This is a genomic window from Collinsella aerofaciens, assembly GCF_028209885.1.
Taxonomy (GTDB): Bacteria; Actinomycetota; Coriobacteriia; order Coriobacteriales; family Coriobacteriaceae; genus Collinsella; species Collinsella aerofaciens_BA.
The window spans coordinates 99,390-111,468 of sequence record NZ_JAQLEM010000002.1 but is presented as its reverse complement, the minus strand read 5'-3'; the positions used below and the strand labels follow the sequence as shown (position 1 = coordinate 111,468).

Annotated in this window: 14 protein-coding genes; all 14 read right to left on the bottom strand. The window is 68.6% G+C overall.

All coding sequences use genetic code 11. From position 1 onward, the window contains the following. Window positions 1-60: 60 nt before the first annotated feature. Complete coding sequence (locus PMX21_RS01090; RefSeq protein ID WP_271757333.1) at window positions 61-483, bottom strand: hypothetical protein; 423 nt, start codon at window positions 481-483, stop codon at window positions 61-63. Between the two features lie 3 nt (window positions 484-486). Further along, entirely contained in the window at window positions 487-3,645 is a 3,159-nt protein-coding gene (locus PMX21_RS01085) for a tape measure protein (protein ID WP_271757331.1), read from the bottom strand. Beyond that, the gene (locus PMX21_RS01080; protein WP_271757329.1) at window positions 3,638-3,898 is read right to left on the bottom strand and encodes a hypothetical protein; all 261 of its coding nucleotides are present in this window, start codon (window positions 3,896-3,898) and stop codon (window positions 3,638-3,640) included. The genes PMX21_RS01085 and PMX21_RS01080 overlap by 8 nt, the downstream gene beginning before the upstream one ends. Before the next feature lie 107 nt (window positions 3,899-4,005). Continuing rightward, window positions 4,006-4,395: a hypothetical protein gene (locus tag PMX21_RS01075; RefSeq protein WP_271757327.1), complete on the bottom strand. Its 390-nt coding sequence runs from the start codon at window positions 4,393-4,395 to the stop codon at window positions 4,006-4,008. 67 nt (window positions 4,396-4,462) lie between these two features. Further along, complete coding sequence (locus tag PMX21_RS01070; protein WP_271757325.1) at window positions 4,463-5,095, bottom strand: phage tail tube protein; 633 nt, start codon at window positions 5,093-5,095, stop codon at window positions 4,463-4,465. Further along, on the bottom strand, window positions 5,096-5,464 hold the full coding sequence (locus PMX21_RS01065; protein ID WP_271757322.1) for a hypothetical protein: 369 nt from the start codon (window positions 5,462-5,464) through the stop codon (window positions 5,096-5,098). A gap of 9 nt (window positions 5,465-5,473) precedes the next feature. Then, window positions 5,474-5,797 carry a hypothetical protein gene (locus PMX21_RS01060; RefSeq protein ID WP_271757319.1) on the bottom strand — a complete coding sequence of 108 codons (324 nt, stop codon included), beginning with the start codon at window positions 5,795-5,797 and terminating at the stop codon, window positions 5,474-5,476. Beyond that, the gene (locus tag PMX21_RS01055; RefSeq protein WP_271757315.1) at window positions 5,790-6,140 is read right to left on the bottom strand and encodes a hypothetical protein; all 351 of its coding nucleotides are present in this window, start codon (window positions 6,138-6,140) and stop codon (window positions 5,790-5,792) included. Before PMX21_RS01055 ends, PMX21_RS01060 begins: the two co-directional genes overlap by 8 nt. After that, entirely contained in the window at window positions 6,140-6,559 is a 420-nt protein-coding gene (locus PMX21_RS01050) for a hypothetical protein (RefSeq protein ID WP_271757312.1), read from the bottom strand. The genes PMX21_RS01055 and PMX21_RS01050 overlap by 1 nt, the downstream gene beginning before the upstream one ends. Before the next feature lie 10 nt (window positions 6,560-6,569). Next, a complete protein-coding gene (locus tag PMX21_RS01045) occupies window positions 6,570-7,508 on the bottom strand; it encodes a hypothetical protein (RefSeq protein WP_271757310.1) in 939 nt (312 codons plus the stop codon). Between the two features lie 13 nt (window positions 7,509-7,521). Beyond that, window positions 7,522-8,154, bottom strand: coding sequence for a hypothetical protein (locus PMX21_RS01040; RefSeq protein WP_271757308.1), 633 nt, complete (start codon window positions 8,152-8,154; stop codon window positions 7,522-7,524). 112 nt (window positions 8,155-8,266) lie between these two features. After that, window positions 8,267-9,148 carry a VG15 protein gene (locus PMX21_RS01035; protein WP_271757305.1) on the bottom strand — a complete coding sequence of 294 codons (882 nt, stop codon included), beginning with the start codon at window positions 9,146-9,148 and terminating at the stop codon, window positions 8,267-8,269. Beyond that, window positions 9,145-10,653 (bottom strand): phage portal protein, encoded by a 1,509-nt coding sequence (locus tag PMX21_RS01030; protein WP_271757302.1) that lies wholly within the window; start codon window positions 10,651-10,653, stop codon window positions 9,145-9,147. The genes PMX21_RS01035 and PMX21_RS01030 overlap by 4 nt, the downstream gene beginning before the upstream one ends. Beyond that, complete coding sequence (locus PMX21_RS01025) at window positions 10,650-12,077, bottom strand: DEAD/DEAH box helicase family protein (protein WP_271757299.1); 1,428 nt, start codon at window positions 12,075-12,077, stop codon at window positions 10,650-10,652. Before PMX21_RS01025 ends, PMX21_RS01030 begins: the two co-directional genes overlap by 4 nt. Between the last annotated feature and the right edge of the window lie 2 nt (window positions 12,078-12,079).

Sequence of the window (12,079 nt, the reverse complement as noted above, 5' to 3'; positions counted from 1 at the left end):
GCCTGGGGTCCCTCATATACGGCCCTCCCGTCTCTCGCGCCCCTCCCGGAACTGTCCACATCAGTGTAGCCAATCCACCCTGAGGTCGGTCGGGGCCGCGGGTTCGTATGCCGGGACCTTTTTGATTCTGGCGCCCTCGCCGCAGGAGGCCGTCGCGCCGACCCCGCCGTAGCCGCCCACCGACACGGACTCGGTGTACGCCTCGACCCAGACGTCGTAGTCTTTGTCCTTGCGCTCCGCGTCGGTGTACCCGCTGACGGTGACGGCGCGGGCGTAGCTGCTGGTGGTGTAGCCATCGCCCGACGCGCGCCAGACGCCGCCGACCTTGACGTGGAGGCGCACGCCGTAGTAGTACCAGTTGCCAAAATCGACGGTGGCGGTCCAGTGTATGCGGGCCGTGGTGTCGTCGACGTTGGAGACCGATGTGGAGAGGCTGATCGAGTAGTACTTGACTTTGTTCCTGCTCAGCTCCTTGTAGGCCACCTGCTACCCCCTTCCGGTCCTGACGGTCCTCTTGAGTTCGGATACCAGCGCCCTGAGAGCCTCCGCGACGCGCTCGTCGACCTCGAGTGCCGACCCGTCGAGGTAGATGTTGTAGACGTCGCCGCGCTGGCCGCCGAGCCGCGCCATCTGCTCGGCGATAGTCGCCGCGAACGGCTCCGAGTACCTTCGGTTGGTGAGCGGCACGATGGCCTCGGCGCCGTCCTCGCCCACCCAGTCGAGCGGGTAGCCGGTCACCGGCGCGTCGACGATGGCGCCGTGCGCGTGCATTCGGATACCGCCCTCGGCATGCCGTATGCCGCCTGCGGCCTTCTCGTTGCGTGTCCTGTTGACGGTCACGTAGGTCGTGGTGATCGTCGCCGACCTTGAGTGGAACGGCTCGTTCATCACCGCCTGCATGGCGGACTGGCACTTCGGCAGCGTCCCGTAGCTCGCCTTGGCGGTCATCTCCTTGCTCTTGAGCTTGGTGCCGTTGAGCTTGTCCACCGAGGTCTGCGCCCTGTCGACTTCCTTCTTGTCGACCTTTGTCTTCGCGCTCTTGGACTGGAGCGCCGTGCCGTTCCAGGTCACGAGGTTGCCCTGGGCGTCGCGCAGGTCGCCGACACTCACGTCGACGACGCCGTTCTTGTCCATCAGCTGCGAGCCGTTCCAGGTGTACACGTTGCCCTGGGCGTCCATGAGCTGGGTCTGGTCGACGGTCACGTTGCCGTTCTTGTCGACGATGGGCTGCGCGTTGTAGTTCTGGACAGCCCAGACCATCTGGTCGATGTTGCCGTTGAAGTTGCTGGCGAGCGCGGCGAGGTTGGCCGAGCCGATGCTGTTGAGCGTCTCGGTCGACACGCCGGCCGCGGCGCAGGCGTCCGAGAACGCGCCGAAGTCGATGTTCTCCTTCGAGAACGCCTTCTTGAGCTTGCCGCCCATGTCCTCGAGCGCGGCCTGGATCTGGCTCGCCGCGCGGACCGTCGAGGCGGCGCCCTCGTCCATCGAGACGCCCCACCCGTCGAGGTCGTCGACGATGGAGCGGGCGGTGCCGTCGTAGTCCTGCGCCAGCCTGGCGAGCTGGTCGTCGCTGAGGCTCGCCAGCTGCTCGGTGTCGACGCCGAGCTGCGTGAGCGAGCCGGAGACGGCGGACAGGGTCTCGCCGTTGGCCGAGAGCTGCGCCTGGAAGAGCGTGAGCTGCGCCTGGGCGAAGTGCTCGAAGGTGCTGCCGGCCTCCTGCGTGGTCAGGCTCGCGTCGCCGAGCTTGCCGTTGAGCAAATCGATGCTCTCCGAGGTGGAGTCGAACTGCTTCTTCGCCTCGTTGTACTCCCTGCCGACCTTCTCGGTGCAGGCGAGCGCCTCGAGCTCGCCCTTGGTGAGCTCCGGATAGCTCCTCGCCAGCTCCTTGAGGCGGTCCTGGTAGGGCTTCGTCTTGGAGGCGAGCGTGTCGGCCGCCTCGGACTGCGCCTGGTACGCCTCGGTGAGGTTCGCCGTGAGGGCGTTCACCTCGGCGTCCTTCTTCTTGGAGGCGACGAGCTCGTCGATGGACTGCTTGAGGTTCTTGACGTTGCCGTCAGCGTCGATGTACTGCCCGTTCGCCACGTCCTGCGCCGAGATGTTGAGCCCGAGCTGGTCGTTGAGCAGCTGCAGCGCCCACGTGAGCCTGCCCTGGGCGTCGGTGGACAGGTCGGTCTTGCCGGCATAGTTGTCGATGATCTGCTGCGCGGTGTTGAGCTGCGCGATCTGCGACTCGGCGGCCCTCGTGTTCTCGTTCATGGCGTCGACGTGCTTGCCGATCGACTCGGCGAGCTCGTCGACGGACATGGCGGAGAAGCTGGACTTCTTGCCCACGTTCTCGACCCTGCCGGCGTAGGACTCGAGCGCCACGGTGTTTGAGGCCGCGTCGACCAGGCCGGTCGTGGCCTTGTTCAGCGCGTCCGTGCGGGCCTGCCACTCGACTTGCTTCTCGATGAGTATACCGATGCCGGCGGCCGCGACGGTGCAGCCGATCGCGACCGGGTTGAAGCCGATGCCCACCGCATCGAGCGCCTCGGCGAACGTGCCGGCGCCCCCGCGGGCAAGCTTGAACGCCTCGGTTGCCTTGCCCACGCCGCTCGCGACGCCGGAGAGGATGGGCACCGCCTTCTGCCACGCCGCGATGCCCGCCGCGCCCGAGACGATCTCGGGCGCCAGGCTCTTGAACCCGCCGTAGAGCTGCTTGACCACCGGCATCGACGCGGAGACGCCTCCGTTGACGACCTTGAAGAAGCCGTTCACGGCGCCCTTCGCGTCGTCGAGTACCCCGGCGATGTTGTTCTTGCCGACCGCCTCGAGCGTCCCGGTGACGCCCTTCGTGACGGCGTTCGACATGTTCTGGACGCTCGTCTGGACGCCGCCGGCAGCGGTCTCGGCCTGGTCCTTGAAGGACGCGAAGCTCGCGCCGCCCTGCGTGTCGAGCTCGACCATCTTGTCCATGAGCTGGTCGAGCGTGATGGTCGGGTCCTTGCCCCCGCCGCCGAGCGCGGCGTACAGGTCGTTGGCGTTTGCCGTGGGGCCGAGCATGGATTTCGCCAGCTGGTCCATCTGGCCCGGCGCGGCCGTCGTCAGCGAGCGCCAGTCCTCCATCTCGGGCTTGCCCTTGGAGAGGATCTGGCGGAACTGCTCCATCGCCGCCGAGCACAGCTGGGTCGAGCTGCCCGAGGCGATGAGCATGTCGTTGAGCGCGAGTCCGACGTCGGTGGCCCTGTCGAGGTCACCGACCGTGGCGGTGATGCCCTGGACGACCGAGACCATGTCGTCGAGCCTGGTGGGCAGGGTCGACAGGCGGTCGGACATCTTGCCGATGGAAGCGTTGGCGGAATCGGCGGAGTACCCGAGGGACTGCATGACCTTCGGGTAGTTGTTGAGCGTGTCGAAGCGGCTGATCGCCGACCCGACATGGGACGAGATGGAGTCCATGGCCTTCGACGTGAGCGTCGAGAAGGCGCCTATCATCGCGCCGGAGCCGGCCAGCCCCTTCCCGAACCCGGAGCCGGTGCTCTTGCCGAGGCTGGAGCCGGACTTGCTCGCCTGCCCCTCGCACTTGCCGAGCGCGGACTCGACCGACTTGGTGAGGTTGTCGAACCTGGGGACGATCAGCAGGTCCACGCGTCCGATCTCAGCCATCCGTCACCTCCACCCACTCGGTGTTCTCGATGCGGGCGCGGACCGACGCCGCGCGCTCTGCCGCGGCGCCGGCGGCGGCCACGTCCCGCGGGCGGGGCACCCTCGGGGCTTCCGATGCCTTGCCGCCGAGCAGCGCGGTCGCCGCCGCGTAGACGCTGTCCACGATGTCCGCCGCCTGGTGCTGCTCCCGGGTCCAGCTGCGCTCCGGGTGCAGGGCCGCCACGGTGAGCGAGCCGTCGGGCAGCGTCCTCACGAGGTCGTACGCCTCTGCGGCGCCGACCTCGTCGTAGCAGCAGCCGTAGTAGGCCCTGAAGTCGTGCCTGAGCAGGGGCAGGTGGCGTTCCTCGAGGTCGGCGAGCTCTAGAAGTTTTTTAGTTCGGCCGAGTAGAGCAGCTTGTTGTATGCGTAGCCCAGCGCGTCGTCGTCCTGAGTGCCGTCGTCCTCGGTCACGGCCTCCATGAGGCTCGCGTACTGCTCGTCGCCGAGGAGGAAGCGGAACGCCCCGTCGAGCTCCTCGGTCGTGCGGTCCTCCTTGTTTATGGCGTCGATGAAGCGGCGGTCGTGCGCGCGCTTGACGGGGATGCTCATGTCGATGCCGAGCACGGTCAGCTCGGCGCGGCGTCCGCGCTTCTGCTCGATGAGCTTCGTCTTGTCCGCTGCCGTCTGCACGGCGGCGGTCGTGAAGCCGAGGACCTTGGCGTATGCCTCGAGCTCGCCCTCGTCCATCATTGCCAGGTAGTCCTTGTTCATCATTTCCTCCTAGGTAAAGGGCCGCCCCGGCAGTGCCGGGGCGGCGGTCTCGTTATGTCGCCTTCGCCTACGCGGCGGGCTTTGCGCGGTAGATGTCGAACAGCGGCTTGTCGGCGGTCTTGAGGACCGTGAAGGTGAAGCCGTACTGGACCAGGCCGCCGGGCTTGTGCTCGACGTCGTCATAGGAGTCGATGGAGACGCGCGGGATGACGGTGCGACGGAGGTTGCCCGTGTCCTCGAGCTCGTCGATGACGAGCGGGACGCGCACGTCGGAGTTGGCGACGGCCTTGATGTGGCTGAACGTTCCGTCCTCGTTCGTCTCCACGTTGTCGGCGCCGTAGCGCAGCTTGGCGACGGAGGAGCGGACGGACTCGATGAAGACCATCTTGTACTGGTGCTTCTCCTCGGAGACCTTGGTGAGCACGATGGACTGGTGCCAGCCCTTGAACTCGTTGACCGTCACGCCCTTGGAGGCCGTGAAGCCGTCGGGCGACAGGTCGCCCAGCGACACGAGGTCGGTGAGCGTGGAGATCTTGGTCGTGGCGTCGGCCGGGAGCGTCGGCTTGGCCTTGAAGCTCGTGTACACGCAGCCGCCCTCGACGGGTGAGCCGGTGGTTACGAGCGAGGGGTCGATGTCGGCTGCCGGGGTCGCGTCCACGGAGGCGAGGGCGACCTTGGCCTCTTCGTTGTTGGATGCCATTTATCCTTCTTTCGGTTGGTATGTCTTCAGTCGGTACAGCGCGTACCAGCGCGGGGACCGGGCGAGGTAGTCGTAGTCGGTCCGCATCTCGAGCTCCTCGCAGGCGCAGAAGCCCCGCGCGAACGGCAGGCGCGACATGGCGTCGCCCACGCGCTCGGCGATATCCTCGGCCTCGTCCTCGGTGGGCGCCCACATGAGCACCTCAACCTGGGGCGAGTCGACGAGCGCGTCCTGCCGCGCGCCCCCGCACCGGCGGACCACCACGACGGTCCCCGGCCGTTCCCCGGGCAGGTTGACCTGAACGGGCACGCCGTCCAAGGCGGACTCGAGGATCGCCCTGAGCTCGCCCATTACGTTGAGTCTCGGCACGTTCCCTCCTTAGAGCAGGTGGTCGAGCGTGTGGTTGCGGTTCTGGTCGAATGCGCCGGCCGGGGTCGCGGCGCGAACGACGCCGAGGGTGTCGAAGGAGCCCGACTTGACGACGCCCACGTAGGGGGCGCTGTCGAATGTCCCCGGGTATTTCTTCTCGAGAGACCTGCGGTAACCCGACGGCACGTGGTGCGACGCGGCCGCGGCGTTGGCCTTCGCCGCGAGGCGGGCGGTCTCGACCGCCACCAAGGTGCGGACGCCCGCGCCCTTCGTGACGGCGATGACGCCCGCGTCGCTGTGGACGAAGCGCCCGAACTTGATCTTGTCAGCCATGGGCCCTCCCCGCCGTCGCCGTCATGTTCCACGCCGTGGGGCAGGGAGATGTGATGTCGGGGGAACCGACCACCAGCAGCGCGGTGTCGGGGTCTGCGGGCATGCCGCGCCCCGTCAGGGCGATGCGGCAGCGCGCCAGCGGCGGCCCCGCGTACGTCTTGGGGAACGCTATGGAGTAGCTCGCCACGATGCCCTCCGGTCGGACGGCGTCCCCCGCGTCCGAGCCCGCCAGGGGCCTCACGAGGCACCCCGGGACGACGGTGGGGTCCCACTCGACGGTGGGCTCCCCCATGGCGTCCCTGCCCGTCTCCCTGCTCGACAGCACCGTCACTTCCTCGCCCATCACGGCCTGCCCCCGTAGTTCGGGCACACGGTGCCGATGCGCTGGCCGCGCCCGAGGAGCCTCTTGAGCGCGGTGAGCGTCGAGCGGTCGAAGTAGGCCGTCCCGCTCGGGTTCTGGAACGTGAAGCTCCCCTGGAACCCGTTGGCCGTGAAGCTCGACTGCGAGACGCCGGTGAGGTCCTCCACGCCCATGGGCGCGCAGGCCGGCTGCACGAGCTTCTTGCGGGCCGCGTCGGTCACGAGGTCCCGCGCCAGCGCCGCCGCGTCCCCCGTCAGGGCGCGGGTCCTGCCGATGTCGAGCGTCGCGCGGAGCTTCGCGCTCTGCCGCGACAGCTCGGCGGCGACGCGCTCGTCGGGGGTCGCCGCGTCGCCGGTGTCGATTCGGTACTCGTCGACCGTCGCGAACGAGTATTCGTCCACGGTGGCCTCCTTACTTGGCGGAGATGGTTCCCTTCACGATGTAGTCCTTCACCTCGGGGAAGAACGTCGCGCCGGCGAGCACGTTGGTCTCGACGGACACGTGGTCGTACGCCGGGGTGTGCGCGACGCCGATCAGGCCGGAGTCGGAGACCGTGTACGTGAGGCCGGAGGTCGCGAGCTCGCCGAAGTCGACGCCGAAGATGCGGATGTTGTCGGCGGGGGTGGCGATCATGGTTCCCTTGGCGACCTGGTTGGTCAGGAAGACGCCCGAGAGGCCCAGGAAGTTCTCGAGGTAGGTGAGGCCGAACAGGTTCTGGTCGGTGATGGTCGCGGTGCCGAGGTAGTCGGCGGCGTCGTCTCGGTTGATGAAGTGGACGACGCGCTCGGCGGCGTCGCCGTTGGTCTCGAGGGTGTTGCCGAGCTTGGCGTCGACGGCGGCGGCGCAGGCCTGCAGGCCCTTGCCGGTCGCCGTGCCCGTTCCCTTGAGCAGGAAGGAGAAGAACTGCGAGACGATGCTGCGGCGCACGAGCGAGGCCATGTGCTTGTCGGTCCTGAGCACGGCGTTGACGTAGCCGGACTTCTGGATCGCCTTGTGCGTGGTCATGCGGCGGTACGGGAAGGCCTCGGCCTCGCCCACGGGCTCGTAGGTGGCGGTGAACTTGGACAGCGCGACCTCGTCGCCCTCGACGTAGGCGGTGCCGGAGCTGGAGCCCAGCTGGACGGCGGTGTCGCCGGTGGCGGACTCCTTGGAGCCGGCGGTCTTGGAGTTGTTGAGCTCGCCGGTCACCTTGAGCATCTTGAGCGTGGTGCCGGCGGCGATGGTCTCGGCGCCGAAGATGCCGAGGACCTCGAGCAGGCGGTCGAGGTCGCCCTCGAAGTTGCGGATGAACTCCTGGTCCATCGAGGCGTTGATGGCCGTGGAGTCGGAGATGTTTGCGGGTACGGGCATGTTTGCCCCTTTCTTATTTGTAGAGGTCCATGTGCGCGGCGCGGGCCATGATGCGCTTGGCGGGGTCCTTGATGGACTCGATGGACTCCCTGTTCACTTTCTTGCCTCCGCCGGATCCGCCCTTGTCGAGCGGGTAGCCCGGCTGGCGCGACTCGGCGAAGTCGGCGACGGCCTTGGCCGATTCCGTCATCGACTCCTCGTCGTCGCCGTGGATGAGCGCGGCGGGAACGCCGGTGGCCTGCGACACACGAGCCAGCGTGCGCTCGCGCTCGCGCTCGGCCTCGGACGCGGCGAGGCGTCCCTTCAGGTCGTTGAGCTCGTCGTTGAGGGACTCGACGGTGGGCGCCTGCGCGCCCTGCGCGTCCCACAGGTCGGCCTTGCCCTTGTTCTCCTTGGCCCGGGCCTCCCACTTGCGGGACTCCTTCTTGAATCGCTCGGCCTCGGCCTTCCAGTCGATCGCCGGCGGCTCCTGCGGCGCGCCGGGCTCCTGGCCGGCGCCGGGCTGCGCGGGCGCGGCCGGCTGCGGGGGCTCGACGGGGTTGGTCTCGGTGACGGTGTTCTGCTGGGTCGGCATCTTGCACTCCTTCCGCCCCGTGCGGGGCTCGCTTCGTGCCGCCATGCGGCGGCGCTGGCGGTGTTTTGGCATGGGAAAGGCCGCCTCCCGTGCGGGCTGCGGCCTCGTGTTCCTGCCGGCGCGTTGCGTGTCTTCGCCGGCGACGCTTGATGGCGCGTCGCGCCCGCCCTCCCACGGGGCGTCCTCACTTGGCCGAGAGCCTCTTGCTCACGCTCGCCGCGGTCTGCGCGAGCGACTTGGCGTAGGGGCTCCCGGGCTTGAAGCCCATGGCCAGACCCGCCCTGTTCGCGGTGGCCATGCGGGCCTTTAGGTCGTCTGGAGACGACGCCCCCTCCATGTACCTCTGGATGTCGCCGATGCTGTCGAACCTCTTCCCGTCCACGAATGCGGCGACTACCTTGCCGCCGCCGCGGCGGCCGCGCGACCCCGTGCGGCGGGAGCCCCATTCGGGGTGCTTCGCGCGGTACTCGTCGTAGAGCGCCGCCGGGTCGTAGCCGTCGAGCGCGGGGCTGCCGGAGAAGTCGGCGACCGGTATGCACCTGCAGCTCGGGTGGCGCTCGGCGCCGGCGGTCGCCGAGCTCTTGAAGACGAAGCCGCGCGAGCCGATCATCCGGCACCAGTCGCACGCGCCCGCGTGCGGCACCAGCGCCCAGCGCGGGTGCGCGGGGTCGGCCATGGCGTTGCCCTGGATCGTGGCGTCCGCGTAGCCCATGGCGCGCTGCACGGCCCTCGCCGCGAGCGCCACGGCGGGCGCGGAAGCCCGCAGCGCCTCGTCGACGTCGCTCGCTAGGAGCCCGCCGTGGCCGGGGTCGAACTGCCGCGGCTCGTATCCCTGTGCCGGTCCGGCGCCCGAGCGCATGGCGGCGTAGAACTCGACGGCCGCGGCGGCCGCGAACGAGCCGAACTTGGCCACGAGCGCGGCGTAGGTGCGGGACAGCGCCCGGTAGAGCTCCTCCCCGTAGAGGCTCGAGCACTCGTCTATCGCCTGCGCGATGGCTGCCTGCAGCAGGTCGGCGTTGATGCCGAGCGCGCGGGCGTAGCGGTCGAAGTCCTCGCGCGGTATCACTCCGCCTCACCGCCGGCTGGCGGCAGGGCCGCGGCCTTCGCGGCCTCGATGGCCATCGTCTCTGCCATGGCGTTGAGCGACGCGATGGCGCCGCCCTGCTGCTTCTCGCGCTCCAGGCGGTCGATGGTCGGCTGGGACAGGCCCACGCCCTCGTAGTAGACGCGGGTGCCCACCATGCTCTCGTCCGCGGCGCCGAGCTTCGTCCAGGCGTCGGCGCGCGCGGCGATGGTCGGCATCGAGGGGTCCTTGAAGCACGCCTGGACGGCGCACTGCTCGTCGGTGAGCCTTGTTATCGGGACGTCGTCCTTGACCGCCATCATCATCTGCGCGATCGTCTCGAGCGCCTCGGCGTTGTGCTCGTTGATCTGCTCCACCTCGAGGATGAGCGGGTCGTTCGCCGCGCCCAGGGCGTCCGAGGACGTGTACGTGTTCGACAGCACGCCCAGCTGCGCCAGCGGCACGTTGGTCGCGCCGGAGAACCGCTGTGCGTCGTTCTCGAACACGCGCGTGAAGTTGTCGGCGGTCGGGGCGGCGAACTGCCCCACGGTCGGGACGTCGCCGTCCTCGTCCTTGGTGATGGCGAGGAACGACCCGACGTATGCGTTGAACTTGGCTATGGGCGACGGCACGCTGTCGCCGCCCTCGTCCCCGCCTTCGTCCCCGTCCCCGTCCTTCACCGAGAAGAGGTCGTCCTTGGCGCCGAGGATGTATCGCTGCGGGAACGTGAAGAACTCCGCGCCGACCTCCATGCGCAAAACGTCGCGCATGGCCTTGTCGACGATGCCACGGACCTCGGGCGTGAGCATCGAGTGGCCAAGCGGGCGGTCGGGGTCGGGGTCGTAGGTGAGCACCTCCATGAGCGGCCGCCCCATGGGGTTCGGCTCCACCTCGCAGTCCCACTCGTAGGGGCCGCCGCCCGAGCCGATGCGCACCAGCGTGAGCACCGCGTCCCGGAAGTGGCACACGTAGCGGGAGGCGTTGCCCGACCGGTCGACGTCGGCTAGGACGACGCCGCAGCGGATGCGGCCCTCGTCCTTGTCCCACAGGCAGCAGAACTGGTTCGCGCTGAACACGCGCACCATCGCCGCGGGCTGGCCCGGTCTGCCCTTCATGACGGTCATGGCCGACACGCCGTAGGTGAGGGCGCTCGAGCACGCCTGCCGGTAGAGCGACCTCAGGCGGTTCTTGCGCACGAGGCGCTTGAGGTCCTGGTCCTCCGCGCCGTCGAAGACGAAGCCGTCGAAGACGGAGCGCACGGAGTGCGCCTTGACGGCCTTGGCGCACCACCCGGTGACGCAGTCGACCTTCTCGAGCATGGGCGGGATGGAGATGCCGAGGCTCCTCATCTCGTTCTTCATCTCGTAGTAGCGCTTGAGGACGGTGTTTCGCGCCGACACGTCGCCCCAGGTGTCGAACATGTCCTCCACGGCGGATCGGTACGGCTTGGGGACGGCGTCGAGGTTCGGGGTCTCGACGGAGGTCCCGCGCCCAATTCTCTGGATCACAGTGTCCTCTGCTTCCTGCGCGGGTTGCGCTTGGTGGTCCTCGCGCCCCACAGCGCGAGCGAGCATGATTCGAGCGGCTCGGGCGGCACGGTCGTGTCCTCGGGGGAGCCGAAGCCCCACCCGCCCCTGGACCCGATCTTCCTGCGGACGCACTTCCTCGCCGACTCCTCGAGGGTCGGGTCGTAGGTGTGCGCGAGCGTGCCGTCGTTGAGGGCGTCCACGAAGCCGACCGCGGCGGCGACCACGTCGCGCGTCTGCGGCCTCACGACGTAGCCGCGCGGCGGCTTCATCTCCGCGAGGCGGTCGATGAGCGCGTCAGCGCCCGACATGCCGTCGATGACGACGACCGACGCGGTCGTGCGGCGGTCGTAGAGCCACTTGGCGAGCTCGCGTGCGCCGCCCGCCGTCGTTCCGACCCTGATAAGCTCGACGGCGGCCTTGCCTTTAAGCGCGCGCTGGCCGAGCTTGCAGCCCGACAGCGCGTAGGTCGACCCGTCCCTCGAGAACTTCACCCCGAAGGCCTTCTTGCCGCGGTACCGGTCGCCGATGGCGTCGATGAGGGCGGCGCTCCACGATTCCCGCGGGATGGCCCTCGTGAGCATGGCGGCCGGGCTGAACCAGTCCAGGCGCTCGTGGGCGAAGCCGGTGATCGAGCCGCCGGCGAACTCCGTGCGGGTGAAGTCGAGCGACAGGATGATGCCCATGCTCGGGTTCGATTCGTAGATGAGGTCCACCACGTCGTCGAACGTGGCGTCCTGGCGCGGGCACTCGTCCGTGGCCCACGAGCACCACTCGGTGTTCGGGATGTCGCCGGCGAGGATTGCCGCGCGCGTGCGCGCGAACACGGTGCCGGGGCAGTCCTCGTTGGGCGGCGTGCCCGTGTAGATGATCTGGCGCTCTCCGGTCGCGGACGCGGCGAGCGTGTACATGATGGCGTCGTACTGGGAGTCGGTGAGCTCCTGTGCCTCGTCGAACACGACGAGCTGGATGTCATCGAAGCCTCGCGCACTTCCGTTGGTGCGCGCCGAGAACTCGATGGAGCCGCCGTTGGTGAGGTAGATGGCCTCCTCGCCGTTCGTGCGGCGGATCCTCTCGACGAGGCACGAGAGCTCGGGGTGATCCTTGTCCGTGAAGTAGCGGACGAGTCGGTTGAACGCCTTCTTGGCGGTCTTCACGCGGTGCGCGGTATGGAGGATGTGCCAGCCGCAGACCGCCAGGCGGAACACCTCGTATATCTCGATGACGGCGTTCTTGCCGTTCTGGCGGGGCACGTCCAGGCCGCACGTGACGTAGGCGGGGCGGCCCTCGGCATCGCACGCGCACCAGTCGGACAGAACCAGAGACTGCCACTCGATGGGCTCCATGCCCAGGTCCCCGCCCAGCTCGGCGGCGTCCTCTCCCTCGGAGTAGGCGACCTCGCCCACGG

Excerpts from the sequence above, each read along its gene's own strand:
- PMX21_RS01085 (WP_271757331.1), bottom strand. The coding sequence starts at position 3,645 with ATGGCTGAGATCGGACGCGTGGACCTGCTGATCGTCCCCAGGTTCGAC.
- PMX21_RS01075 (WP_271757327.1), bottom strand. The coding sequence starts at position 4,395 with ATGAACAAGGACTACCTGGCAATGATGGACGAGGGCGAGCTCGAGGCA.
- PMX21_RS01070 (WP_271757325.1), bottom strand. The coding sequence starts at position 5,095 with ATGGCATCCAACAACGAAGAGGCCAAGGTCGCCCTCGCCTCCGTGGAC.
- PMX21_RS01060 (WP_271757319.1), bottom strand. The coding sequence starts at position 5,797 with ATGGCTGACAAGATCAAGTTCGGGCGCTTCGTCCACAGCGACGCGGGC.
- PMX21_RS01055 (WP_271757315.1), bottom strand. The coding sequence starts at position 6,140 with ATGGGCGAGGAAGTGACGGTGCTGTCGAGCAGGGAGACGGGCAGGGAC.
- PMX21_RS01045 (WP_271757310.1), bottom strand. The coding sequence starts at position 7,508 with ATGCCCGTACCCGCAAACATCTCCGACTCCACGGCCATCAACGCCTCG.
- PMX21_RS01040 (WP_271757308.1), bottom strand. The coding sequence starts at position 8,154 with ATGCCAAAACACCGCCAGCGCCGCCGCATGGCGGCACGAAGCGAGCCC.